The organism is Bacillus sp. WC2503 (genome assembly GCF_052682895.1).
In genome coordinates this window covers 1,118,610-1,145,488 of the sequence record NZ_JBQYMD010000001.1, presented here as the reverse complement: position 1 = coordinate 1,145,488, position 26,879 = coordinate 1,118,610, and the positions used below count along the sequence as shown (strand labels likewise).

Annotated in this window: 16 protein-coding genes, 7 pseudogenes and 2 riboswitches; of the genes and pseudogenes, 8 read left to right on the top strand and 15 right to left on the bottom strand. The window is 32.8% G+C overall.

The genetic code is table 11. From position 1 onward, the window contains the following. Positions 1-109: 109 nt before the first annotated feature. The 3 genes from ACUN26_RS06045 to ACUN26_RS06035 all read left to right on the top strand — a co-directional run bounded on the left by ACUN26_RS06045 (position 110) and on the right by ACUN26_RS06035 (position 4,116). The gene (locus tag ACUN26_RS06045) at positions 110-1,432 is read left to right on the top strand and encodes an erythromycin esterase family protein (RefSeq protein WP_000226292.1); all 1,323 of its coding nucleotides are present in this window, start codon (positions 110-112) and stop codon (positions 1,430-1,432) included. Positions 1,433-1,636: 204 nt separating this feature from the next. Next, positions 1,637-2,215, top strand: coding sequence for a sensor domain-containing protein (locus tag ACUN26_RS06040; protein WP_001239359.1), 579 nt, complete (start codon positions 1,637-1,639; stop codon positions 2,213-2,215). Positions 2,216-2,328: 113 nt separating this feature from the next. Continuing rightward, positions 2,329-4,116: a response regulator gene (locus ACUN26_RS06035; RefSeq protein WP_000460014.1), complete on the top strand. Its 1,788-nt coding sequence runs from the start codon at positions 2,329-2,331 to the stop codon at positions 4,114-4,116. A gap of 329 nt (positions 4,117-4,445) precedes the next feature. On the opposite strand, the pseudogene ACUN26_RS06030 reads toward ACUN26_RS06035, so the two are convergent. The 3 genes and pseudogenes from ACUN26_RS06030 to ACUN26_RS06020 form a co-directional block, all read right to left on the bottom strand. After that, positions 4,446-4,598: pseudogene (locus ACUN26_RS06030) on the bottom strand (IS4 family transposase); the annotation flags it as partial. A 1-nt stretch (position 4,599) separates the two neighbouring features. Continuing rightward, positions 4,600-6,132: an alpha/beta hydrolase gene (locus ACUN26_RS06025; RefSeq protein WP_000105168.1), complete on the bottom strand. Its 1,533-nt coding sequence runs from the start codon at positions 6,130-6,132 to the stop codon at positions 4,600-4,602. 568 nt (positions 6,133-6,700) lie between these two features. Then, positions 6,701-7,867, bottom strand: a pseudogene (locus tag ACUN26_RS06020) (serine hydrolase domain-containing protein). 557 nt (positions 7,868-8,424) lie between these two features. On the opposite strand from ACUN26_RS06020, the pseudogene ACUN26_RS06015 reads away from it, so the two are divergent. Beyond that, positions 8,425-9,035, top strand: a pseudogene (locus ACUN26_RS06015) (tyrosine-type recombinase/integrase); the annotation flags it as partial. Positions 9,036-9,779: 744 nt separating this feature from the next. Here ACUN26_RS06015 and ACUN26_RS06010 read toward each other — a convergent pair. Beyond that, positions 9,780-11,264, bottom strand: a complete 1,485-nt coding sequence (locus ACUN26_RS06010) for a WD40/YVTN/BNR-like repeat-containing protein (protein ID WP_080001225.1) — start codon at positions 11,262-11,264, stop codon at positions 9,780-9,782. A gap of 263 nt (positions 11,265-11,527) precedes the next feature. Here ACUN26_RS06010 and ACUN26_RS06005 point away from each other — a divergent pair. After that, positions 11,528-11,617 (top strand): annotated as a pseudogene (locus ACUN26_RS06005) (DUF4878 domain-containing protein); the annotation flags it as partial. Positions 11,618-11,814: 197 nt separating this feature from the next. Here the strand turns inward: ACUN26_RS06005 and ACUN26_RS06000 are convergent. From ACUN26_RS06000 to mgtE, 3 genes are all read right to left on the bottom strand, one after another. Then, positions 11,815-12,708, bottom strand: coding sequence for a cation diffusion facilitator family transporter (locus tag ACUN26_RS06000; RefSeq protein WP_000993331.1), 894 nt, complete (start codon positions 12,706-12,708; stop codon positions 11,815-11,817). A gap of 859 nt (positions 12,709-13,567) precedes the next feature. Next, complete coding sequence (locus tag ACUN26_RS05995; protein WP_000681827.1) at positions 13,568-14,665, bottom strand: phosphodiester glycosidase family protein; 1,098 nt, start codon at positions 14,663-14,665, stop codon at positions 13,568-13,570. A gap of 160 nt (positions 14,666-14,825) precedes the next feature. Further along, positions 14,826-16,154, bottom strand: a complete 1,329-nt coding sequence (gene mgtE / locus ACUN26_RS05990; protein WP_000735192.1) for a magnesium transporter — start codon at positions 16,152-16,154, stop codon at positions 14,826-14,828. 273 nt (positions 16,155-16,427) lie between these two features. Then, positions 16,428-16,595, bottom strand: a riboswitch (M-box (ykoK) riboswitch). A gap of 501 nt (positions 16,596-17,096) precedes the next feature. Continuing rightward, positions 17,097-17,273, top strand: a riboswitch (M-box (ykoK) riboswitch). A 187-nt stretch (positions 17,274-17,460) separates the two neighbouring features. Here mgtE and ACUN26_RS05985 point away from each other — a divergent pair. After that, positions 17,461-18,588 carry an FtsW/RodA/SpoVE family cell cycle protein gene (locus tag ACUN26_RS05985; RefSeq protein WP_000722112.1) on the top strand — a complete coding sequence of 376 codons (1,128 nt, stop codon included), beginning with the start codon at positions 17,461-17,463 and terminating at the stop codon, positions 18,586-18,588. 319 nt (positions 18,589-18,907) lie between these two features. Here ACUN26_RS05985 and ACUN26_RS05980 read toward each other — a convergent pair. Further along, a pseudogene (locus ACUN26_RS05980) lies at positions 18,908-19,090 on the bottom strand (ISNCY family transposase); the annotation flags it as partial. A 361-nt stretch (positions 19,091-19,451) separates the two neighbouring features. On the opposite strand from ACUN26_RS05980, the gene ACUN26_RS05975 reads away from it, so the two are divergent. Then, complete coding sequence (locus ACUN26_RS05975; protein ID WP_001202918.1) at positions 19,452-19,772, top strand: helix-turn-helix domain-containing protein; 321 nt, start codon at positions 19,452-19,454, stop codon at positions 19,770-19,772. 279 nt (positions 19,773-20,051) lie between these two features. On the opposite strand, the gene ACUN26_RS05970 is transcribed toward ACUN26_RS05975, so the two are convergent. The 6 genes and pseudogenes from ACUN26_RS05970 to ACUN26_RS05945 all read right to left on the bottom strand — a co-directional run. Beyond that, positions 20,052-21,452, bottom strand: a complete 1,401-nt coding sequence (locus tag ACUN26_RS05970; protein ID WP_000725204.1) for a zinc dependent phospholipase C family protein — start codon at positions 21,450-21,452, stop codon at positions 20,052-20,054. Positions 21,453-21,684: 232 nt separating this feature from the next. Beyond that, positions 21,685-22,059: a recombinase family protein gene (locus ACUN26_RS05965; protein WP_000333841.1), complete on the bottom strand. Its 375-nt coding sequence runs from the start codon at positions 22,057-22,059 to the stop codon at positions 21,685-21,687. Positions 22,060-22,320: 261 nt separating this feature from the next. Further along, positions 22,321-22,980, bottom strand: a complete 660-nt coding sequence (locus ACUN26_RS05960; RefSeq protein WP_000026521.1) for a serine/threonine protein kinase — start codon at positions 22,978-22,980, stop codon at positions 22,321-22,323. A 239-nt stretch (positions 22,981-23,219) separates the two neighbouring features. Continuing rightward, complete coding sequence (locus ACUN26_RS05955; protein WP_229198737.1) at positions 23,220-23,387, bottom strand: hypothetical protein; 168 nt, start codon at positions 23,385-23,387, stop codon at positions 23,220-23,222. An 18-nt stretch (positions 23,388-23,405) separates the two neighbouring features. Continuing rightward, positions 23,406-23,657, bottom strand: a complete 252-nt coding sequence (locus ACUN26_RS05950) for a WYL domain-containing protein (protein WP_224992858.1) — start codon at positions 23,655-23,657, stop codon at positions 23,406-23,408. Between the two features lie 542 nt (positions 23,658-24,199). Then, a pseudogene (locus ACUN26_RS05945) lies at positions 24,200-24,670 on the bottom strand (ATP-binding protein); the annotation flags it as partial. 507 nt (positions 24,671-25,177) lie between these two features. Here ACUN26_RS05945 and ACUN26_RS05940 point away from each other — a divergent pair. Beyond that, positions 25,178-25,288: pseudogene (locus tag ACUN26_RS05940) on the top strand (IS6 family transposase); the annotation flags it as partial. 71 nt (positions 25,289-25,359) lie between these two features. On the opposite strand, the gene ACUN26_RS05935 reads toward ACUN26_RS05940, so the two are convergent. After that, the gene (locus ACUN26_RS05935) at positions 25,360-26,682 is read right to left on the bottom strand and encodes an aromatic amino acid transport family protein (RefSeq protein WP_001014214.1); all 1,323 of its coding nucleotides are present in this window, start codon (positions 26,680-26,682) and stop codon (positions 25,360-25,362) included. Positions 26,683-26,879 lie beyond the last annotated feature (197 nt).

Sequence of the window (26,879 nt, the reverse complement as noted above, 5' to 3'; positions counted from 1 at the left end):
AAAAATTGAATTACGGCAATTGATTCGTGCAAGTACATGAATCAATCTTGCTTTTGAAAATAATTCAATTGAGGTGAAAAAAATGAATAAAAAAAAGAGGTATTGTGGAATGGTTGCAATGGTTAGTACAGCTATATTAGTCGCAGGAGGTGGAGAAGTAGGAAAAGCACAAACGGTTGCAGTTGAAGATTCAGCTCAATCAATCCAAAAAAATATCGTTAAATCAATACAATCACAGGCGCATCCATTAAAAACGATAGAACCGTCAAAACCATTTGAGGATTTAAAACCACTTAAGAAAATGATTGGGAGCGCACAATATGTAGGATTAGGAGAGAATACTCATGGAAGCTCTGAAATTTTCACTATGAAGTTTCGACTTGTGAAATATTTGGTTACTGAGATGGGTTTTACAAATTTCACAATGGAAGAAGATTGGGGAAACGGATTAAAGTTAAATGAATATATACAAACAGGAAAAGGAAACCCTAGGGAGTTTTTGAAATTGTTATATCCTACTGATGAAATTATTGCCATGATTGAGTGGATGAAAGATTATAATGCTGATCCATCCAATAAAAAGAAAATCCAATTTATCGGACTTGACTTAAAAACAATGGACCAAAGTGTCTTTAATAAAGTAATTGATTATGTAAAGCAGCATCGACCAGATTTGCGGGCAGAAGTAGAAGAAAACTATAAAGATCTTTCTTCTTTCACTGGAAGTATACAGGAATATATGAATCTTTCTCCTGAAATGAAAGCAAAGTTCAAGGCAAACGCTGAGAAAGTAGCCCAATTACTAAAAGATGAGAAGGAACAGACAAACAAAGATGTAGGTTCATCCGAGTACATCTGGGTAAAAGCAACAGCGAATGCAATAGAGAAATTTACCACAATGCTGCTTTCTAATGACTACCCAAATGTAATAAAGCTACACGAGCAATACTTGGCCGATCATGCAATGTGGGCACAAGAGACATTTGGTGGTAAAACTATGGTATGGGCACACAATATTCATATGGCTAAAGGAATTATCGATGAGAAATTATACCCTGATGCTGCGGGGCAGTTTTTGAAGGAACGTTTAGACAATAATTATGTCACAATTGGTAGTACAACTACGGAGGGAAATTTCACTTTATACAGCGAATATAATCCTTCCACCGGAGGTAAGATTGCAACAGATACTATTCCACAAAATGTAAAAAGTTTCAATTACACCCTCGGAAAAGTACCATATAAAATGTTTTTATTGGATAACCGTCACCTTAAAGGACACGCAGAGAAATGGGTTAGAGCAAAAAGGCCATTACTAAGTATAGGGGGACAACTCCTCCCAGACGGTTCGTTATACTTTGATACTTCATTGCTTGAGCAATTCGATATTATTTTTCATATCCGAAAAACAAGTCCATCTCATATTAAATAAGAGTACAAAACAATCCCTTCTTGCAGATCTAAGAACGGGATTGTTTTGTAGAGGATTAATAAAATCGTCTTGTTTTTAACTAGGAATAGGCTAATCCCCCCTTTTATCATCATGTAAAAATGTCATATGACATTTTTACACTGGTGAGTTTGACAAAAAAAGCAGTATGATGCGGTTATTACATAGATAGGAGCGATGCACTTTATGAGATTAAGATTTATCCAGAATGGTTATTTTTTATTACTAACTTTCATTACAGGTTTGTTTTATTTTTGTTTTTACTTAATAGCTCTGCTATTCAGTTTCACCCTTTCATTTACGGTAGTTGGGATTCCACTAGTTATACGTGTACTACAAACTACCACACCCTTTATCCAATTCGAGCGCATACAAACGAAAATTTATACTGATATTTCGACAGACTCTTACGATAGAAGTGTAACAACGGATACATCGGACTGGGCTCAAGTGAAATTAGGACTTACGGATCGCCGCACTTGGTCTGCTGTCTTTTGGTTAATGCAGAAATTTGTGATTGGCATTTTCAGTCTCATTAGTGCAATCATTTTTTATGTAATGCCACTTATGTTCCTGTTAGCACCACTATTGTATCGATACATCGATATGAATATTATTCTCATACAGATAGATACTTTTCCAAAGTCACTCCTTGTAATGTTTATGGGTATAATGTTTACCGCCATAAGTATTAAAATAGTAGATGGTTTAACGAAAAAGTTTGGAGGTTATACACGCAGTATGATTCAACAACTAAATCGATAGAAATTTGTAGTCTACGAATAGTAGGCAGTTTAAACTTAAAAATATAACAATGCAAGAAGGATTATTCTATAATATAGGAAATGAGAAAGAAGGCTACTTAGGGGGTAAATGAATTGTTTGATATGGTTAAATATTGGTTTTGGTATGATTGGATTATGTTAGGAATCCGTCTACTTGTTAGTGTGTCTACCATCCTAGCAACATTAAATTTTCAGGATGGTTTAACATTACCACTTTGGATTATTATTCTTTGGGAAATTATTGCCTTCTCTATTCCATGGGTGGCCTTGCTGTTCAATTACAAATATTACTTATTCACAGAAATATTGCTATATGGTGGACTATGTATATATTTAACCTCTTTATTTCCAGAAGCTTACAATATTTTTCTTATATCGGTGTTTCTTATCGCAGCAAATAGTAAGCATTTGTCCTATTATTGGACAGCTCCAACAACAGTTTTTGTAATAACCGGGATTTTCTATGCAGTTGCGCCAAGTAATAGCTATTGGATTATGGTCACCTACTACGGATTCGCTTATGTAATGGGATTCGCTTTCCATTTATTAATCATCAATCATAAACAAAATGAAGTAATTCGTAAACAAAACGCGGTACTTGAGCAATATATGTCTCAGATCGAACGCATCACACTGGCCGAGGAACGAAACAGGCTCTCTAGTGAGCTGCATGATACAGTAGGTCACGCCTATACTTCCATTATTATGGGGATGGAAACGTTGCGAACCGATCTTGCTACCGAAATGGGTGTACAGAGGCTAGATTCCCTGCTTGAAATGGGACGTAAAAGCATCGAGGACGTGAGAGGTTACCTACATCAAATGGATCCTCAGTGTCAATCGCCTTCCTTGATTCAATCTCTACAAAATCTTGGAGCTGAATTTCAGGAGCACGCTCAGGTGGATGTAAGCTTCCGAACATTCGGAGATGAATATCAACTGTCTCGACAAGCGAAGATAGCATTCATTCGTTGTTTACAAGAGTCCCTTACGAATGCGGTACGTCATGGTCAAGGGACTGAAATAATAGTTTCATTGCAGTTTGAACAACAATATACGAGATTAGAAGTGCAAGATAATGGAAAGGGAAATGTAGAATGGCAGGAAGGCTTCGGTATGAATACGATGAAAGAGCGGGCAATGAATTTGCAAGGTCAATTGTCTGTATATACAAAGCCAGAGGAAGGAATGCTTGTTACATGTACCATACCGCGACAAACTGAAATAAAAGATGGACTTATTCGTTTGTTAATTGTCGACGATCAGCCATTTGTTCGGGAAAGTTTGAGTACACTACTCGACAGGTATGAAGATATAAATGTAGTCGGTTTGGCTGAAGATGGCGATCAAGCCATCGACTTGTGTGGGCGCCTTCAACCTCACGTTGTACTCATGGATTTAGATATGCAGCAAATGGATGGAGTCGAAGCGACAAAAAAAATTAAGCAACAATGGCCACATATCCGCGTATTGATTTTTACAACGTTTCAGGATACGAAACAGGCGTTAGACTCGCTTCGTAACGGTGCGGATGGTTTTTTACTTAAATCCATTGAAACGTTAGAGCTAGCTAATACGATCCGACTTATTCATGGCGGTGGGACGCTGATTGATCAGGGTATGTCTCACAAAATATTTGAGCAGTTTGATGAGCAAAACGAGACACCACAATCAAAAGCAACTGCTTATGAACTAACAGCCAGAGAGATAGAAATATTGCAACTAGTAGCAAAAGGACTTCGATACAATACGATAGCTTCAAGGCTATATTTATCGAATGGTACGGTCAGAAACTATGCTTCCTCGGCTTACACAAAGTTAGGAGTACGTAACAAGGAAGAAGCTGTCCAGAAGGCTCTAGAAATTGGAATTATCGAATGAGAAAACGGTTTGTTATTTCTTTAGAGCTAGCTAAGCTGTAGTTACAAGATGCAGTAAGAAATAAGACTATAAATCTAATTTTCCATCATTTTTGGTAGGCAATTTTGAATAAGTTTATCCTGTTTTCAAATCTTTAAATAGCCTTACTACATTCAATATGTAGTAAGGCTATTATATTCTATATCAAAATTAAGCATCTTTATTATTACTATATCGAAACTAGTTTCACGTCTTTTCACCAGAAGCCAAACAATACTTCTCATACCTATTAAAGATCTTTATCTGTTTTTATGTTAGAGATTGAAGAGATGAAATAATATCTTTGTTCATTCTTTGGCTTCTTTTTGTAAAGAATAATAAATAAGTAGCAAGTACTCTTTTATGACATAAATCGCTTTATATTCGCTCCATTCTCGTTTCTTCTTTTGGAGGAGTAATTGGCGTATTTGAAACATGGCGGAGGCACAAAGAAGGGTGCTAATTTTATTTCGATCTTCCTTGCACCCAAGTAGCAATATCATTTATTACATACTCAGGGATATTAGCAGGACTATAATATTCATCCGGTTTACTTAATTCTCCATCTCCTTCTGTAAAGAAGTGATTTAACTTTGGATATAGTCGATAATCAACGTTATCTCGTTCTTTTAATTGCTCTTTCCATAGAGGAATTTCGATTTTTGATTGAACTTGATAGTCTCTTTCTCCTTGAATAATTAGAAGCGGTGTCTTTTGTTCTTTTGACATTTCTGCTGCTTTAACTTTACGAATAGAATCCCAAAATACTGCTGATCCTAAATAAAAACCTTTTGGAGGATTCTGACTAGAGAAGTTGGGATCATTTAATAATTCAAATTGCGATTTGTAAAATTTATATTCATCCGGTTTCATTGCTCCAATAGAAAAAAGATACTCAAATTGATCTAAAACAACATCTTGAATCGTACGGGCTGGTCCTCCCATCACAATCGCCCCAGCAATATTTTGATTTTGGTCTTTTTCAATCATTTTCGGAAGCATCATTCCACCTTGACTATGACCAAGAATATAAATTTGATTCTTATCTATCAGAGATTCATTTTTAAGAAAATGAGTCACAAGAAGAGCATCATCTGTTGTCTCTTTGTCCACTGTATAAAAAGGACTGGATTGTGTTTTCAATCCATGTTCATAAGTTCGTTTATTATAGCGAAGGACAGCAATTCCTTTCGAGGCAAGACCTTCAGCTAAATCACGAAATGGTTTTAAAGCAAACGCTGTTTCATCCTGATCGGTTGCTCCAGATCCTTGAACAAGAATAACCGCTGGGAAAGGACCCTTCCCCTTCGGAACAGACAATGTTCCTGATAATGGAAACGCACCACTTCCAACCACTACTTCTTTATCAACAAAGGATTCAGGCTTACTATATGACGGACGCTCTGCAACTGGACTAAACGACATACTAAGTTGAAAATCATCTATTTTTCCAGATGGATCTAGCTTAATTAATAAAGGTACTGTAAATTGTTCAAAAACTAATTTAATCTCTACATTTGTATGAACAGAATTTGTCTCTTTTTGTGTTACCTCTCCAATCTCCTTAAAAGAACCTGCTTGTAATTGCGCAGGGAGTTCCTTCCAATAACTCTTCAGCCATTCTTCGGATATTACTTTCTGTAATGATCGAGAAGTTAAATCAATTGCAGATTTATAGTCTTCTGTATCCATATAACGGATAAATGAAAGGGTAGTAGCTATAACAGGATTTTCACTTTCAGGATTGTCTATTTTTTTTATATTGTTGTTTGTTTCCTTTAATGTCGAAATAAATTGGTGATTGAACGGATTTTTATATGTACAAGGATATAAGCTTGATTTTAATACATCCGTATTCCGTCCCTCATACAAACTTGAATCATTCACAAAATTTTCAGGTGAAATTACTTCCTCCGCATATGAAACTGAAGGAATAGCTATTGTACAAATTGCACTAACAAGTAATAACCTATTCCCTATCCTTCTTTTCGTGCTCATATTTATTGATTCTCCTTTCGAAATTAAATTTTTTTATACAGCTTGCCCTGTACTATAAGAAAAATTAAAATTATCAAAGAGATTAATAGTCTACTTTACAATCCCCCCTAACAAATTAAAAAGCTACTATTAACAAACTTCAATAAAAAATGCCTTCTCCCTCTTTTTTTGACTGGATTTTTGAGTGGCATGGAAGGACCAAGCTGAATCACATGTAGCCGACCAAAGGTATACAGGTAAACCGGCATCCAAATTAAAATTTTTATGATTTATAAAAATAAAAATTCCTACTTTTGAATAATAAACGTAATCATTTGTATTACAGAAAAGGATAGATAAGGCTAAAATGCCTTTATCTATCCTTTTCTATCACATATAATGTGAAGGTTTTTTGTTTTGGGGTTAATTTGTTTTCTTAGCTTGATAGCGATGGGGTACCACCAAATGTCCATCAAATTAAGAACTTGCTTTACCCCAAAATATTTTTCATAAAAATTGTTTTTTGAACCAGAAAAGTATATTTTCAACTATAAAAACTATGACAAAATTTATCCGTTTTCCTTTTTATCTACTTGCTAAATTCAGCAAGCAAAATATTTTTAAAAGGGTCAGGACTATCAGCTTTAAGGCTGTTCAAATTGATGGCCAATGTATGCTTGCCTCCAAGTGTGCCCCCAGCAAAAGTTAAAAATCCAGGAATGCTTCCTCCATGCCCCCATATCGATACACCGTTTGAAAGCTTCATTTTGAAAATTCCAAGCCCGGAATCGCCAAGTTCATCTGTTCCTGTAGGGACTGTTGTAAGCATTTGCTTTAGTTGCTGTTCTTTCAGTAATTTGCCCCCAAGTAAATAAGTGAAGAATTTGTTTAAATCATCAGCTGTAGAAATCATATCTCCGGCCGAGCTCCCCATACTTGGGTTATAATAAGTAACATCTTTTGGCTCACTTGCTCCGTCTAATTGGATATATCCACGGGCATGCTTGGTTCCTGGAATAACGCTTGAATTTCCGGGTAAGAATGTATTCGATAATTCAAGTGGTTCAATAATTCGATTTTCAATTTCTTCCGCATAGCTGTTCCCAGTTACTTTTTCAATAATAATCCCTAGTAATACGTATCCTGTATTTGAATACGACCAGCTCTTTCCTGGAGCAAAATCTGGAGGCATGGATATTCCCATCTTTACTAATTCTTCAGCAGTATAAGATTTTTTTGTATCCATGATATTAAAATCCTTTGACGTTGTGTAATTAGCAATACCACTTGTGTGGTTCAATAATTGCCGGATAGTAATCTATTTATCATCATATCCATTTCCTTGAATGACACCAGGCAACCATTTTTCAATGGAATCGTCTAGATTCAAGCGGTTTTCTCCCGCTAATTGAAGTATAACTGTTGCAGTGAACGTCTTTGTCACGCTGCCAATTCGAAATCGAAAATCTGTTTTCATTGGTTTCTTGGTACTTAGATCCGCTACCCCAGCTGCATAACTCCGTGTTTTTCCGCCCTCAGAAGTTTTAGCAAGTATCCCTGGATATCCAAGTTTCAATGTATCCCGCATTGCCTCTTTGACGGAATTTCGATCTCTTTGGTTGCTTGTTGGTAACGAACTAGATAGATTTTGAGTGAGCTCCGCTTTTACACTTGAGGTTGGAGTTGTATAAAACAGGGAACCTCCAATTATTAAAAGGGCTAAACCTGTAAATGTAATTTGACGATGCTTTTTCATCAAAATATTCCTCTCCCCTATTCATATTGTATAAATGTTTATTTTCTGTTTGGAACTAATCACACAGCTTTCTTCTTAACCAACTGCAAAAGGACGACATTGTATTTGTAATCACTCTTATATCCGTTATTCTACAAACGGCTTTCTGACCTAAAAAATAGTCTATCCTTTGTTTGAGATGTATGTTAACTTTTGTAATGTCTCGTTTCCTCCATACAGGTCTTATTAATCGATTTGTTTCCCTATATAAATATATGGTCTTTCTCCTCTCACTCTTCTTTATATTTTAATCATACACAATGAAAATCTCTTTTTTCTTACCTCTTCCTTACAAATTCCTTACGTTCAAAATCACTTTTATAATTGATTATTTATTATTTTAATAACATTTAGTTGTATTAATTTGATAGGAATTTGACAGCGCACAAAAGTTTCTTTATTCCAAAAAATAAATTTAAATACATATTACTATTTAATATTCAATATCTTACCTATACATGTTCTAACATTATTCCTTATCATCTATATGTATTATTTTTCATAACAGCTTTCACGCTAAAAATAAGACATTTCATCATGATGACGATTAAGTATTTTTGAATTATGTTAAGTATGAGCATGAAAAATCTTTAACAAAACATCAGTTATTCTATTTCCTAAGAGATGAACATCGTGATGTAGCAATCCTTTCTTTTTTTCTTGGTAGTGGTATTCGTGTAAGTGAATTGGCCGATCTTCGTATGGAAGATATAAACTTAAAAGAAAGGCTAATTGATGTAATACGAAAAGGAAACAAAGAAGACTCTGTATGGATTACCCCAATTGCATTAAATGCCCTTGAAAAGTATATGGAAATTAGAGATAACAAATATGTTCTAGGAAAAGAATTAAAAAATGTGTTTTTATCAAAGTATAAACATACTGCACAGCCTCTTTCCGTTAGGGCTATCCAAGATATAGTAGAAAAATATACTAAGGAATATGGAAAAAAATGTATCCTCATAAATTAAGACACACATTGGCAAATAAATTATATATGGAAGACAAAAATTCGTTACAAGTGATGCAACAACTTGGGCATACCAGCCAAGATACGGCCTTATTATACACACAGCTTGGAGAAACAACTATTAAAGATAGCTTAGGCAGAATAGGAAAAAATAAATAATAAAAGTTCAGCAATGCAAACTTGCTGAACTTTCATTATTTTCTCTGTTAGAGTAGTGGTTTAAAATGTCATGCATTATTCATTACATATTTAATTTTATTATATAAAAAATACATAGTTAAAATTCTACTTTAATTAGTATATAAAAACGGTCTCTTGTTAGATTAGATAAATGAAAATTTTAGATTCCTACAATTGTTGTTTACGTTAAATGTGAATTTAACGTAAACTCGGGAAAATGGGGATTAACCCCTTCCCCCATCTGTTGTAGAAAGACATGAAACTCCAAACTATTTAAACAAGAAAGTTTAAACTAAAATTTTTTAGATTTACAGAAATAAACTCATCAAAAGTCAGCTCTTTTTTCATTTTTTTGGTGTTCACTCTTTTAAGTTGATAGCGATGTGGTGATACCCGTTTAGAACGATATCTTTGCCCTAAAAAAAATCGAACCATAAATTTGCCGGCAAGCTTATGGTTCGATTTAAATTATTTACTTTTAGTAACTACTCAGCCCCTCTATGAAAAAAGCCAGAAAAGCATCTTTTTAAATGGGCGAGAGGGACTGGCCATGCATAGAGGCAGTCAGTGCCTTTTCCTGCCACGCGCAAAGCTTTAAAACAAAGAAAGGCAGCGAGGTGTAGGTCCATTTTTATCTTCATCGCTGGAATTATACTCCTTACCAAACTTCTAAATAAAATGTATAGCTGAGTAGTTACCTTATTTTTCAAAAGAACATTCTGACTATTTCTTTTTCACTTCTTCTACAAATTCCCATGTCTCTCCGTTATCTTTTGATTGATAAAGTGCACTACTATCGCCATTGTAGTCTCCATCTGCCCCTTGTCCAACTAACATATTAAAAACCCCATCTTTCTCATATGGCATACTAGGAGAATCAAAAGGACTTATTGCGGACTGTGTATAATCTAATTTCACTTCATGCGGCGGATATTCTACCTTTTTAAAAGATACCCCCCCATCATCTGTGCGATATAACTCTCCCTCATTACCAGAAGGTCTAACTGCTCCTAAAAAACCAAGTTTATCATTTATAAAAGTGATTCCTGATACACTACCAATCCCCCTATTAAATGGGTCTGGATTAATAACCTCCCATGTTTCCCCTTCATCACTAGTCCTGCTTAATGAATAAAAGGCGCTCCCTAATGCTTTATCTGTCATATTTAGTTTATAACCAACTTCTTTCGATAGGAAAAACTGTTCTTTTTCATTCTTTAAATCTTGTTGTTCCTTCTCTTTAAGCCTATCTTCTTTTGGAGGCGTCTTTGATTTACTCCAACTTGCGTCACTTATTAAATTATATCTAGCAGGGACTAGCTCTTTCTCTTTTCCAGGGACAAATATAGATACAGTATATCCAATGATATCAGAAGCTGCTTCTTTAAGACTCTGCCCCTTACCATCCTCAGTAATATTAATAATTCCCTCTGTATTGGATCCCCAATTTCTTTTTCCATAATAAATCAACCCATACTTACTTTCATTCCATTTTTTGACCGTTTGCTTAACTGGAATCGCCTTAACCGTTTTAATTAAAGGTTCTACTAATTTATCATCATTATAATCAGGCTTTGCGTATCCGTCTCGTATTATAGTAATATCTTCTGATTTCTTCTCATTATAAGAGATTAAATAAGTTTCTTCTTTCCCATCAACATTTTTCCCATAAACAAATGTATCAAACGCTGTAATTGTTCCATCTGAATGAAATGTAAGATCAAAATCAGTTGCCATATACAATTTCTTTGGCAAAGGATATTTTTTATTTATATCTTCAAAAATACCTTCTACTCCAGATTTATATATATTATTATGTTTAAGTTTAACTGACCTTTCATGTTTTAACTTTTCTACAAACCATGCCAATTTGCCATTGTAATTTATTGCACTTTTATAAATCTGCATCCCATAAAATGATGTAATTGCAACAATAATGATAATAGAAATGGATCTCCATGCTATTGAATTAGTTAATTTTTTAGATTCATATTCTCTATTTTTTATCACCCGCATTGTAGTAAATGTAGTTATGGATATAAAAAGTACTATACATAATAACAAAATGTAAATATTATAATTCATTCTTCCGTACTGACAGTATAAGGCCAACTCATAACAAAAAATCCCGTATACAATTATTAGTATTGGATTTGTTACTAATGACAGAAGTATCCTTTTTGTATTTTCTCTAAATATAGAAACCACTCCTAATTACATGAATTACTAATATTAAGTATACTTTATTGTAAAGTAACAAAAAAGCTATTTAATCTTGCCGCCAAAAATACAATAGACATCCGTCTATGTAAATGGTAGATGTCTATTAAAGCCGTTTAAAAATTTAGTTGTTTCATAGACAATGGACTTTTGATTGAATACTAAAGTTGCTTCATTTGAGAGCTAAATATTGAAAATGAACCCTCATATATTAATTCATTCCCCTCAATGATATTTATCTTTCAGATTTTGTTGATGCTTTGTATAAAAAAGATTCTAAAAAGGTAATTGTAATTGAATTAGAGAAAACATGCGAAGGTTGGGAAATTAGTAAATCATAGATAAAAACGTCCTATATTTTAATAGGACGTTTTTTCTTCTATAAATAATGTAGTTGAGATGTATTGTACTCATAACTATAAATGTTTTTTAATTATGGACATTATACAAGTCGACCAATTCTCCAATATCTAAAAAGGACGGTTTAACTACTTACTTACTTACTTACTTATATCTATCTATCTATAATTCATTAAACCTACTTCTCCTCATACCATGGGTTTAAATGAATTAGTACTTCATATATTTCTGGGTTCTGATTTATAATAGTGGTTTTTATATCCCTACAAATATCATGTCCTTGCTGGATGCTTAAATGTGCCGGAACACTAATTCTAATATCAATTAATACATAGTGACCATGATCACGTGCGCGCATTCTATCAATTCTTTTTACAAAAGGATGGGCCTGAATTACTCTCTTATATTCACTACATTTCTCGGTAGGAATACCACCTTCCATTAATATATATATTGCTTCTTTCCCCATACTAATCGCTAACTTTAATACGAAAAAAGAAACAATAATACCGGCTAAAGGATCCCCATAAGCTGCATATGGAATGGAATAGATATTGTTTATCAAAGCAATACCAATTCCAATTACAGCTGCAATTGAGGCATAAACATCAGCAAGATGATCATAAGCAGTTGCTATAAGCCCGTTGCTTCTTGTTTTTCGACCAATTCGTATTGTGTATACATATAAAATTTGCTTCCATATTAATGAAATAATCGCTGCTATAAAAGCAATTATATGGGGTTCTGTCGCTGGTTCAAATAATGACTTTATCGATTCATAAGCCATAAATAAAGCCGCTAAAATTAAAATCACAGCTACAATTCCTGATGATATAACTTCTGCTTTACCATGTCCATAAGGATGATCTTCATCAGCTGGCTGGTTTGAAATTTTCATTGATCCCAATGAGGCTACGGATGCTACAACATCGGCAGCATTATGAATCCCATCGGCTAATAATACCTGACTTTTGAAAAGTAAACCGACTATAATTTTGATGAGAGTCAGAAATATATTGCTAATTACACTAATCCATGCTGCCAATAAGGACGTTTTTGGGTTAGCATTCATAGTTATCCCCACCTTAACTTTACTCTTGTTTCAAAATATTATTGTTTAATTCAATTGTTTAGTTATAAGTCTATATCTCATCATTTTAATTTCTTTCATACATTACCAAATAATAAGTATGTGGGTCTATACAAACATTTTCTCCTATCAGTAAAGGTTAAAAGCATAACTTACTTTGTTCTTTTATCCTTATTTGTTATGAAGTGTAAAAAAGAGTGACACAAAATGCCATATGCCTTTTATTATTCCTTTTACGTTTAGTATTGGAGTTACTTTAACATCCTTAAAATAGTAATTATGATTGAATAAAAAGACGAGAGTTGGAAATTAGGAAATCATAGAAAAAACGATTTATAAGATGTAATATTGAACCTAAAATAATTAAAGATAAATAAGATATACTACACGATGACGCATGTTGTTTAACAATGTAGTTTTAAGGTGTATTATCCCTTTGCTTGATACACCTATTGTTTATGTTTTTTATCACCCTTTTATCATTACAAACATCAAAGCGACTAATGTGTTGCTTTGATGTTTGATGAAATGTCTTCAGGTATGATTTCTAATTCACTCTGCACATTAATCTTTACTCATCTGATCACAACAATTATTTTTACAGGTTGTCCATTTCACATAGCTGTAGCAAATACTATAAGATTAAAAGCATATAATTGAATATGAGTGTAAGCTGTATACATTATTTATCCTTCTTTTAACTTCTTGGAGATTTTCCATATGATTGAGTATCTCTATACGCTTTTCTTTAATGAATGTTAAATGATAAAACTTTCAATTTTATTACACTCTTTGTATGTTAGTTTTTAAACTTTAATTAAACCTTCATTTATTTAAGAATTTATAAATCAGTTGAAATATTTGCATCAAATTCATCTGATTTTTTAGTATCTATTTTTTCCCCATCTATTGTCACCCTTATTTCTTGTTTTTGGTTTGCTGTTACTATCCAAGCATTCGGTAAATAACGATCTTCATGGGATAATGTAGAAGGTGAATTTATAACCTTTCCTCCTAAATATAGCGTAGCAGAAGAACCTCCATCCATAGCCATTGCATTTATTGCTCCTTTTTCATATAGAATATCTTGACACTCTTTTAACGTAGCTCCTATGCTATGTGTCTGCCTACCGTCAATCACTAGAAACATTATTGTGCCATCTTCTTTTTGCGCCATAATACTTCGGGGAGCAGAGCCCCAACCACCGTCTCCTTCTGTAATCATTTTTTCTCCATTAACAATTAACTGTGGCATAAATCCTGCTGCTGAAACGACTTGTTTATCCAAAAGTTGTTGGGTAGAATAATTCCCTGTTATCATTTGTCCAAACTTTGTTAAGCCCGTAATAATTGTAGGGGTATTTTTATCTATATTTGTATCAATTGCTTTCCCATTTTCTATTACTATTCCAGTTGCAATATTTCCTCCACCCCTTCCTGTTTCATCGGCAAATCCACTTGCATTCACAGCAACAAGTGCATGATTACGTTTTGCCATTACGCTAATTTTTTCTCCTCTTTTATCGCCCTGTGTTCCTTGATGGCTAACAAGTTTAACATTGAAAGGGTTACTAATAGTGACTAATTTTCCTTCGAAAAGAAAGCGACTATCTTTGTTACTTTTAATCGTTTCTACGTCAATTTTTATTGGCTGATTTTTTAATTCTTCTAATCTTTTTCCTGCTATTTTTTTATAAATATTCTCATCACTATTTAACCATTTTGGATGATTAATTCTATCTTGTAATTTATCTAGTTCCTTTTGGGATAGGAATGTATATTTCGCATATTGTGGATGCTGAGAAGTTAGTATACTCCCAGCAATTGTTACACGAAAATCTCGGCCATAGTTAGTACCAAATAATATTCCTATGCCAATAAGCATGAAAATAGAAAGAAGGAGCAAAATTCGTTTGAAGATTTTTCTTAGATGTTTCATAGTTTTATCCTCCGGCATTAATTACATTCAATGAATCCTTTAAAATATTATTTACCTAAAGACAAAAGTGTTTGTTCTCCTTATTCCCGAGTTCCCCACTATGTCTTAGCAAGCAAGGCAAAATACTTATTCTACATTTCGTATTTATTTCAGTGTATATTTACAAATTTAATAACGTTTTTGCAACCAAGAAATATATTACTAATCCTGTTCCGTCAACAAATGTTGTAATAAATGGACCAGAAACGACTGCAGGATCTAATTTAAATTTTCTCAAAATTAAAGGTAAAACAGCTGCGACAAGCGAAGCCCAAATAACAATAAATAATAAAGTGATTGCTACAACTTGTGCAACTTCTGTTCCAACCCCTAACATATAAGCACGAATGAGCCCAGCTACCCCAAGTGCAAGTCCGAGAAGCATACCAATTGCAAATTCCTTTTTCATTACACGGAAAATGTCTTTAAATTTCACCTCTCCAATACCGATTGCACGAGTAATTGTTGCTACAACCTGTGTTCCTGTATTCCCTCCAGTACCTACTAATAATGGAACAAAGAAAGCAAGGGCAACTACTGTTTCAATTTCGTCTTCAAAATACTTTAGTACTGTACCTGTATATGCTTCAGCAACAAAAAGAAGCAATAACCATGGTAGGCGTTTAAAGAAAATGCTCCAAATACTAGATTCAAAGTAAGATTGATTTAATGGTTCACTTCCACCTAACTTTTGGATATCTTCTGTAGCCTCTGCTTCCATAACATTCATTACGTCATCAAATGTTATAATACCAATCATTTCATTATTTGCTGTTGTTACGGGTATTGCCGCTAAATTATAATTCAGTAGCTTTTTTACAACTTCTTGCTGATCAACCTCAGCGGGTACTGAAATCACCTCTCGAATCATGATATTAGATAATATCTCTTCATCTGCTGCTAGTAATAATTCATGTATGGAAACGATTCCCTTAAGATAACCATGACTATCAAGAACATAAATATAAGAAATTGATTCTACATTTTCAGAATGTTCCCTAATGTACTTCAATGTCATTTTTACTGACCAATTCCCTCTAACTGCAACATAATCACTTGTGACAAGACTTCCTGCCGTTTCAGGTTTGAAAGCCATTAACTTTTTTACATTATGTTTTGTAATTTTATTTAGATACGCCATTAATTGAGCTTGTTTTTCCGGATGAACCGCAAGAAGTAGATCTACTGTTTCATCAATCGGTTGTAAATTTAGTAATTTTTTAGCTTTGTTTTCAGATAAGTGAATTAAGATATTATATTTTTCTTCTATACTCAAATGTTGAAGAATTTTTGAGCTTTTTAATACAGGAATCTTATCTAGTAATATGACTTGATCTTCAATTGAAAACCGTTTTATTTCTTGCGCAACATCATACGACGGATGACGTAAAACTTTATCTGCATCCAAATCATTTTGGGTTACAAGTAATTCATTTAATAATTTCTTCATGTTAACTCCTCCTCATATTGCTAAGGGAGACTCTAGAGTTTCATGAGTGGTTTTGTATTATTTTATCTGTCTAAAATTTTGATTAGAGCATTAATAGTTACATTGCAAGCAATTTATTAAGAACTACCTCCTTTTTGAATATAGACAAGATAAAAATAAATAACATTAAACAAAAAAACCTTACTCAAAAAGGAGTAAGGTTTTTTTACAATACAAATAAATGATTATTAAGACAGCTCTGCAAAAATCCCAGAGGTGCCTTTCTATCAAATCGTATACCACTCCCTCGTTGAGTTTTAGCACTGTATAGCATAGGTTTTTATAACCAGCTACATTAAAAAGGGCCTTAATCCGACCGTTCCTGTTGACCCATTGGCGTCTCTCGACATTTTTGGGCAGCAGCGTTTCTCTATACAGGAGCCTCACCTAACAAAGATTATTGAATTACTTCAAAATTTAAACCAGAATTTAATATTTGTCAACTAACTTTCGATTTGATTCATAAAAAATTCTTTTTTAGAGAAATGTAATTAGATTCTATTACAAATTTGAAATTTAAATACAATTAATTCAAAAAAACGTTATAAAACATATGAAATTTCGTATAAGAAACGTATTGTTTATGATTAATTTGTAACTTTATAGCAGAAGTTACATCATTAGTCATACCGTACTTCAAAAGAACATTCTTCAAAAAATCTTATTTTATGATTAATATCTTCTTTACTGTTTATCAAATTTATATGGTTAAACTACTTAATCAAATTATACATTCCAAGTCGCAAATATGTATCTATATGAGACAATTAAATACAATTTCTCAAATCATTTCTCAAAGATTTATAAAGCAATAAAGAATATAAAGTTAGCAATACGTTTACTTGACAAGCAAAAAAAAAGTATTTATGCTGGCTACACGAAACTAACACATAAAATTTATATTGCTAAACCTGTTAGGTGAGGCTCCTATACAAACACAGGCTATTGCCCAAAAATGTCGAAAGACGCCAATGGGTAGAACAGGAATTGTCGGATTAAGGCTCTTCTTAAGATAGCTAAGTAATGAATTTCCATTACTTTACGTTGTATAGTGCCAAAGCTCTACTAGGGGGAGAAAAGCTTTATTTAGTCATGCCATTTTGAAATCCCCCTAGTATGTAACTAGGGGGATTTTTACGTAAGAAAACAGGGTGTAAGCGATAGGATCTCTCAAAACAAAAATACTATTTATTAATTGGTGAGAACAAGATTCTATTCATTAGCAAATGTAATATTAAGTGTTAATGTAAATCAGGAGGATATAAAAATGAAAAAAATATTAAAACTCGATTATCTATTGCTCCTCCCTCTATTCATAACATGTACTTTAGGTATTATCATGATGTATAGCGCGAGCTCCATTGTAGCTGTTCAACATTACGGTTATAACAGTAGGCACTTTGTCGATTCTCAATTAACAAAGCTATTTTTAGGAACAATTGGGCTAATAGTTTGTGCTATTCTCCCATATGAAATATGGAAAAAACGAATAGTCTCAACCTGTATTATGATTGGGGGAATTTTTTTGTTAATTATGGTTTTATGGAAAGGAAAGGTCGTAAATAATGCTCAATCTTGGATCTTTGGAATACAGCCAGCTGAATTTCTTAAATTAGGAACAATACTTGTAACAGCCCGTTTTTTTGCATTGCGACAAGGACCAGTTAAACAAACTTGGTTTGGGGGCGGAAAACTTTTATTTTTTTTAGCTACAATTTTTTTCCTAATCTATAAACAGCCAAACTTAGGATCTGCTCTTTTAATATTAGGTATAGGTTGTAGCATATTTCTTTGCTCGGGAATAAATATAAATCTATTAATTAAAAGAACTATACTCGGTTCTATTTTTTGGTTACCTATTTTATATTTTTTGATTCAATTTAGTTTGTCAGAAGTTCAAAAGACACGTATTACTACGATTCTCAATCCCTTTGTTGATGCACAAGGGAATGGATATCAGCTTGTAAATTCTTTTATTGCCATTGGCTCAGGAGGAATTATTGGACGTGGATTCGGAAATAGCATTCAAAAAACTGGTTATCTCCCAGAACCACATACTGATTTTATAATGGCAATCGTTTCTGAAGAATTAGGATTTATTGGTGTATTCATTATAATGACCGGAGTATTAGCTATAGTTCTTCGCTCACTAAAAATTGCACAGCTATGTGAAGATCCCTTTGGAAGTTTTATAGCAATTGGTATAGGCTGTATGATTGGTATGCAATCTGTTGTTAATTTAGGCGGTATTACGGGAATACTTCCTCTTACGGGTACCCCATTTCCATTTGTAAGTTTTGGTGGAAGTTCTTTAATGGTTAATTTAATAGCAATAGGAATACTACTTAATATTTCAATTTTCAATAAAATTAAGTTTGATAATCATAATATATGATTATCAATATAAGATTCTATTTTTAATGGATGAATTCTTTCTCGTTTTGGACAGACTGATTCCGTAAATCAATCTGTTGTTTTTTCATTAGAATTATTGCTAAACAATAAAATAAACACAGTAAAAAAAATATAACATTGTAAAAATCCGTGGCAAGGGATGAAGCATTCATAATGGCTGAGAAAATATATATATAATTGGCTGGTCTCAATTCTTAAAATTCTTTTTATTATATAGATAAGCATAAAAATATTAGGAAGTTAATAGTAATATATATCAGATAGAAATTATTAAATCAAAAGAAAAAGCAATCATTGAAAATATAAAGCATTAAAGACAAGGCAAAAGATACACGAAACAAAGAATACGGATGCAAAAAATGAATCAATTTACGTATAGAGTACATTTAAAATACAGTTTTCAAGAGAAAACATTTAAGTAAAGCTTTACTACAGATTGGCGGGCAACCTGTAACAGACGAAACACCTCCTATTGTTAGAATGCCTACAAAAGCAAATAAAACCTGTTGTTTGGATTTATTTTCCTTTCATTTAGTTATTGTACTAGTAATTTATTCCATTTCAAAGATAGTGATGGCTACTATCATTCTTCTAGGAATACAGAATTATTAATGCATTCATTTTTGGATATTTATCAGTTCCAAGTTAACAATTCTAAATAAAATTACCCTTTAGGAAATTAAAGTGGAATGATATTTGCCAACAGGAAATTTTGCTAAGAAAGGACAGGGAATAAGACTATTGGTAGAGCTTTTACTGGAATTAATTGTGAGATTAACGTAAATTGCAAGAGTACGCTCGTAAAATTATGATATATATAAATCAAATCGGAGTGAATACGATATGAGAGCGGTCGCGAAAAAAGTAAAAATAATACGTTTGCAGGATGAATATTGTAAAAATTGTAAATATCAAACGGATGTAGAACAGTATTGTATTGAACAATGCGACATAGGAAAAAAACTTATTACGCTGGGTAAAAAAGAATTTAGAAAGAGATCGACAAAAGTAAAAACGATAGAAGAAAAATGGGATGAAAAGTGCAAACAAGCAATAATTTTATATAATCAAGGAGTAAATTATCCAGATATTGCAAAGGAAATGGGGTGCCACGTGAGTAATTTGTATAAAGAGCTCAAAAAACGTGGATGGTTACAAATGTAAAATCATGAAATAAATCCCCAAACAAGTTATACGATTGGAACATCCTTTGTATTTGATATGAACTGTATACTTGCTTATTTTCAGCAATTACAAAACAAACTATTTCATTTATATGTTCTAATTTTTGATTATCTAAAATTGGTATTTCACACCTTCTCATTTTTGAGGAAGAAGTCTTCTTTCGGAAAACGATAAAATTTTAACATTAAATTTCTGGGTTATAATTTCTAAAAAGAAAAACACCCGTTCTGATTAAGGACGAGTGTTTTTCTTTTTAGGTTATCTGACAGGGATAAACTTCCATGAGCTAGGTTTTTGTTTTTTTTCACCTAGTACAATCCAATTTTTCTTTGCATTTATATTCTCATAATTTAATGGATAGTCATCTGTAAAAATATTATATTCTGTAGGATTATCCAGGTTAATTTTAATTTTAAAATCAGCTAAACTATCAGATTTTTGAGCAAGGTGAATCCAACTAGAATAATTGGACCAATTTAAATATTGGAATTGGTCGTAATTTGAGTGCTTCATGCGAAGATATATACTCTCTCCGTGGTGTAGCTTTGCATCATTTTCTTTGTAGAATTCAAACTCTATAGGTGTACCAAATAAAGCATTGTTTTCTTTATTTGCAAGTGTGACATAATCGTAACGATTTGCTAAATACCATTCAAAAGTTAGACCTTGATAAGGAGATTCACTTGGTACGATATAATAGTTTTTCCCTGCTTCTATGACATTTCCTTCAATATCATAGATTAATGCAGTCTCTATACTTGGAGCTTTCACATTTTTAGTAAAAGTTTTAAACCAAAGATTTAAGAAACCTGCTGTATTACGCTGAGCTTCTCCTAAGCTCCGCTGCACAGCTGGGGTAACCATTTCTTGCCACAATTGTGCCTTACCACTATTATAATACTTAAATGTTTTATCATTAGTAATATTTTGGATTTCAGTTTTAGCTACTCGAGCTGCATAATCAATCCATTCTTCAGGTGTAGATAGAGAATTGTTATAATTCCCTCCAGTATTGACTGCAAATTGATTTTGAATGGTTGTAACATAATTTTCAAAGTAGCTATGATATTTTATAGCTCTCGTATCAATTGCGGTAAAATTTGCTGCATGCATAGGTTGAGTAGCATCTGTAAAGTAGTGCGTGGCTACTCCTAAGTAATAGAAAGCTTTTTCATAGTCCTTATTTCGTAAATGTTCTCCAGATTCATAAAAGTATTTCTTACCTTGTGTAAGAGCCGTTGGATTTGTTTCTCCTCTATAATTTTCTTTAGTATCAGGATCATAAAAATGAGATTTCCATCCGCCTTTAAAAACGCCACCTATTCCTGTACCACCATCGTTAAACTCTGCATTATAATCTGCATCATATAATCCTTTAGAAAATAAATCTTTATATTGTGGATAATTTAAAAAGTCCACAGCCTGCTTATTTGCTTCAATATTAGATTCTGTTTTCATAATTTCAATAGCTTGTTTTGCAATCCATAAATGTGTACTTTTATCAGAATGATACGGAGCTTCTGCAGACCATCTTGCAGTAATAGGATCATTCTCATTTAAATCAATTTGATCGAGATGAGCATAGCTACTTTGAGGACATACTCCTAAAATAGTTAAAGTCACTCCAGCTATACATAGTGTTGATACGATTTTTTTCATTTTATATTCCTTTCTAAATATAAAGATTCTTATGCGGATATTCATCTTAATAACCACAGTTAAATAGCTCTAATAAAAGAACAATGAGCAAAGGCTAACTGCTTAATTTTTGTCTTAAAGGAATACCACCACACATCGATCAAATTAAAAGTTTTAAATTGATCCTAAACAATAATTTTCCTTCTCTACCTCTAGTTATATATAAAAGCACGTCTTATTTAAACATATTTTTTTATGTAATTTTGCATATCCAAATATAGGGGATGAAATAACCTTCCATATATAAATGGATAGCATGTTCCATCCCTTCATGTTTCTTCCCACACTTACGAGGACAACCCCGCTGTCCCCCTTTTTTAACAATGTCTAATCCGACTCTTTGCTTTTCTTTCAATAACTCTCGTTCCCATTCAGCAACACCTTCAATAATATGAAGGAGCATTTTTCCAGTTGCTATTCTTGTATCAAAATTATAATCCAGACTAACTATATGAACATTTCGCTTTTCCAAGTTTTGAGCGAGTTCTAACATGTGTTTTAAATTTTTAGCTAATCGATTCATCCGAGCTTCAACAACTATATCTCCTTCTTGAGTTCCACCACACACCTATCAAGCTAAGAAAATATAACTACTCCCAGAACTAGATTTTGTCCTAATATGTAATAAAAAGCTCTTTTTTCATTTTGGGGTTGATTTGTTTTCTTAAGTTAATGGGCATGGAGTATCGCTACATGCCCATCGACCTAAGATTTTAAAGTACCTCTAGAACGAAAATTTTATGCACCGTTGACTACTAATCTAAAATGTACATCCCTTTTGTTTACTAGTGGTTCACTTATCTAACCTAAAGATAAGTATGTGGTCCTTTTACAATTTGAATTTCTTTTTAAGCTTCTTATATTTTCTATATGAACGTCTAACAATGTTTAACATGAAATACGGTATTTTAACAGGGAGAGGCAATTTATAAATGAAAGGCAAGTAAAATGTAAAATATGCCTTTTCTAGATCTCTCCACTTACTATCTTCTTTTGTTTTTAAGAAATCAGATACATCGACTACATATCCCCTTCCGTTTTCCATCATCACATTTTTCCCGTGAACATCACAAGGAGTTAATCCTTGTTCTCTTGCATACTCTAAAGCTTCATTGATATCGAGGATTACCTGCTTAGGAATTTTAATCCCCTTATGAATAGCATCGTATAAGGTAATTTCTTTTAAACGTTTCAATACTATGAAATTTTCTCCTTTATATATAAGCCTCGAATAAGAAGGATGATTTCCGATTCTTCGGTATACTTCTGACTCTTTTTCAATTCCTTCTCCTTTTCGCGCATAAACTTTCACTACCCAACCTTTGTGTTCTTTGTGCATAAATACTGCAGCATAATTACCTGTCCCTAAACACTTCCAAAGTCTAGGAATATCTTTAACTACTACAGGCTCGAATTCATCCTCACTTCTTATGCTTACCTCTTTTAATAATTCGTCCTTTATCAATCCCACAAAACTATTTATACTCATCATTTCCACTCCGTTTTTGCTAAAAGGGGTCCCACCCCATCGCTATTAAGCTAAGAAAATACAACTACTCCAGAACGAGATTTTGTCCTAACTTGTAATAAAAATAAATCCTATTGCTATAAAAGACAACAATTTTTCGTTCTTGGAACATCATAAATATTAACTTTATAACAGTGGGCTAGTTTAAAATTGCATCAAAAACCTAATTGAAATTAAATCAGGAATGTTATTTTAACCTGCTAATTTGCAGATGAACTATTTTTTATTTCATAACAATCCACCAATATTTCTTTTAAATATTCCTTATATTTGGAGCGTAGCATTTCCGGAGGAATTATTTTAATTTCTTTATCGAAAGACAAAAAATACTGAACCAGAAAATCCATCTCCTTTTCTCCAAAAGTCACAATAATGTATTTGTTTTGTTATTCTTCTTGAAGAGACATGTTATCGTAAATGCGTTTATAGAATTGTTCAACCCCTTTCTCACTAACTTTAAAAGAAAAAGGTCGTTGTGTATTGAATTGTTTTCTATATAACGAACTAATTGTCTCTTCAGTAAAAGGAATGCTTTCCTCATCTTCATACTTTGTATATTGAATATAGTCACAACGGAAATTTCGAAATTCTTTTTTGTCTAAATCCCAACTAAAGCAATACCAATTTCTATTTGTAATTAATAATCTTAAGTGTTAAATGATTCAATGATTGTTACCATAGCTACAATCATTGATTTCTATTACCTTTTTATTCAGTATTGCAGAGAAGAGTTCTCCTAAAAAGTGCGATTCCTTTTTTTGATTTATTCCTACAAATTGGATAACTTGATCTGCCTCATGAACTATCTCTTTTTGCCTCTTTGGGGTCCCATATCAAAAAAAGAAAATTGTACGTTTGGACACATTTTAGACACAAAACATCCGATTCCTTGTACGGTAGGGGATCGGATGTTTATTTTACTGTTTTATATCGTGTACAATTTCTCGCTTACGAGGTCTGTGTAGCAACCGAACCAAATCTTACTTTAAGTATTAGTGGATATCAAAAATAGTAATAACTAATCCAGATTAACATCCATCCGATTCACAATTACATATACCAATATGTTAAATGGCTAAATAATACAAACGGTATGAAGTGAATTTCTACTCTTTTCATACCGTTTTACATTTGTTTATAAGTTTCATACGAAATTCGTGGAAAGATGGCAGCATCCCTTTTATAACCAGGGCTCAAAAGTTACTATACCTGACAAGGGAAATATTAATGTAACGCTAGTTCCTCTATTCACTTCAGATTCAATGCCAATTTTCAATCCTAATTTTGAACACAGTTTTTCGCATAGATACAAGCCCATTCCTGTACTTTTGCTGAATCTTCTTCCATTCTCTCCAGTAAATCCTTTCTCAAAAACTCTATTTATATCTTTAGTTACTATCCCTACTCCATTATCCTCTATAGTTAGTATTACTGAGTTAGTTTTCTTAATTGAGTATATACGTATCATTTGTTCTTTGTTATTTGAGTACTTTATAGAATTTCCTATTATTTGATTAATAATAAATTCAACCCATTTTCCATCACTATATACAATCTCATCAATATCTTGTATATCTAATTTTATTCTCTTATGAATAAAATCTCTATAATTTCTTCTAATTACAGTTTTTACTACATCATCAAGGTTGATACGTACAGATTTTAAATTCGGATGGTTTGCTAGCGTTTCGTTAAAGTGTTGGTCGTACGCTTTATAGGAAAAGCCCTAATTTACTTCTTCATATTCCTTCATATTTTTATAAAAGGTGTTTTTCTTTAGTTCTAACATTTCCATAAATATAACAACAGTTATTTCTCTATTCTTCCATTTTGAATGAGTTTCCTCTATGTATGTATAATTATATGTTTTATATCACTTTAAAGGATATTTCTACATTTCTATTAAAAAATCTTTAATGGGCGCCAAACTTTAAAATAAAAGTCATAATTAATCCAAAAATAAAGGAAGACATACAAGAGGTACCGCCCATGCATATCAACTTAAGAAATTGATTGTTCCCCAAAACAAAAAAACACTACATTCTCATAAATCACTGTTGTAGTGATATGAATTTTTCGTTTTGGGATACTTTAAAATATTAGCTTGATAGGTATGGGACAGCAGTCTAATATGCTTGAATTATAATCAGTGTAAGCAGCTAAAAAAGTAATTGCTGGAATAGAAGTTAAGCATATGATCAAAAAAGGACAAACTCTCCAAGGTGAGAAATTTGTCCAAAACCATAATCTATTTGATTTCACAATATAAAATTCAATTCCGCTAGCAATCTTTCTTTTTTCATATCTCACGATTTTCACATGAGAACCCAAAATAGTGGATTAGAATAATGATTTAATACTTGCTAGTACAGTAAGGATACCTATAATAATGACAAATACATTGCTCGCTTTCCCTTTGTATTTAGCTAGTACCGGTACTTTATAGATTGCATACATCGGTAATAGACATAAGATAGCAGCTACTAACGGACCGCTAAGAGCATCAATAAGTCCAAGAATACTTGGATTTGCATAAGCAACATACCAGCATGTTAATACGACAAAAGTAAGGATGATTGTCTTAACTGTTTTTTCTCCTATATCTTTCCCGCGTGTTTGACTGGACTTGATAATCATGTCACGCATTACTTCATATGCTCCTATATAGTGTCCAAGGAAAGACTTTGTTATGGCCGTAAAAGCAATGATAGGAGCTGCAATAGTAATTACAGGCGAATTAAGCTCATTAGCAAGATATGATAGGATTGATAAGTTCTGTTCTTTTGCCATCATGAGATCATTTGGAGTCAAACTTAAGGTACTGCTCCAAACAAAGAACATAACAACAGAGAATGTCATAATATAACAAACCTTTTGTATTTGAGCACACTTGGCATCAGTAGCTTCTATTCCATAGGTAGCTCTTTGTTTCATAACAAATGATGAAATCATTGGAGAATGATTAAACGAGAATACAATGATTGGTAGAATCATCAATATCGTTCCAAAATATCCTGTTCCTGTTGAAGCAGTAGAAACATTTGAAAAACTAAGCATTGACGTATTCCACTGTGGAATCAAAGATATTGCGATAAAAAGTAAAGAAGCTATGAAAGGATATACGAGCATGCTCATTATTTTCACAGTGATATCTTGACCAAAATTTAGTATAGCGATAAGACCAAGTACTAATACGAGCGATAAAATGGCTCTTGGAGGCTCTGGCATATGCAATTGATGCACGATAAAACTACTTGCAGTATTTGTAAGTGCAACCGAATACATCAGCACGATCGTATAAATTGAAACAAAATATACTATGTTAAAAATAATACTTGCCTTATTTCCGAAATACTCTCTTATTGTCCCTGTAATCCCCTCATCAGCAGAATTAGAAGCATAAATCATTTTAGCAAGCGCCCTGTGTGAGTAATACATTACGGGATATGCCAGTATGGTAATTAGTAGTAATGATAATAAACCACCTGAACCTGCATTAATAGGTAAAAAGAGTACTCCTGCTCCAATTGCTGTTCCAAAAAGGCTCAATGCCCAGGTAGTATCCTGCTTATTCCACTTTTTAGGATCTGGATATTTATCATTTTTTACTGCTACAGTATTATCAGCTTGAAATTCTATGTTTTTTGCAGTATTCCCATTCATATAATACTTCCTCCTTGTGTCCTATTCTTACGTCTCTTTTTAGACTTAGGAATATAGATCGTTCTTGAAAAATGAATTACTTAAAAAGTGCGCCACATCGTTTATCCTTCTTCTCAGTTAATCAAAATCAAAAATTCCACTAGTCATCAACCAGATGGGTTTGTTACCACTTACAAAATGTTTCAATTATATAGTAG